Source organism: Leptospira mtsangambouensis (assembly GCF_004770475.1).
Taxonomy (GTDB): Bacteria; Spirochaetota; Leptospiria; order Leptospirales; family Leptospiraceae; genus Leptospira_A; species Leptospira_A mtsangambouensis.
In genome coordinates this window covers 1-427 of the sequence record NZ_RQHK01000001.1, presented here as the reverse complement: position 1 = coordinate 427, position 427 = coordinate 1, and the positions used below count along the sequence as shown (strand labels likewise).

General features: G+C 40.7%; 1 pseudogene. It reads left to right on the top strand.

Annotation, left to right across the window (positions count from 1 at the left end):
* A pseudogene (locus tag EHR01_RS19175) lies at window positions 1–427 on the top strand (chitobiase/beta-hexosaminidase C-terminal domain-containing protein); the annotation flags it as partial.

Sequence of the window (427 nt, the reverse complement as noted above, 5' to 3'; positions counted from 1 at the left end):
GCCTATTTCGATGCAACCTAGATGGATCCAATTGTTCCCATACTGATATTTCAGCGGGACAAGGAACTAATTCAGGTGTAAATCCTTCCGCAGCAGTCGATACTATCAATGGAAAGTTATTGGTTGTAACCTTTAATTCATCAAACATTGGCAAATCAAGTCTATTCCGATGTAATCTAGATGGATCTGATTGCACCCACGCTGATATTTCAGCGGGACAAGGGAGTTTCTCAGGTCTTTCCCCTTCCGCAGCAGTAGATACAATCAATGGAAAGTTATTGGTTGTAACCCGAAACAATTCTAACAACAATAGTAAACCAAGCTTATTCCGATGCAATCTAGATGGATCTAATTGTTCCCATACTGATATTTCAGCGGGACAAGGAACTAATTCAGGTGTAAATCCTTCCGCAGTCATTGATCCACT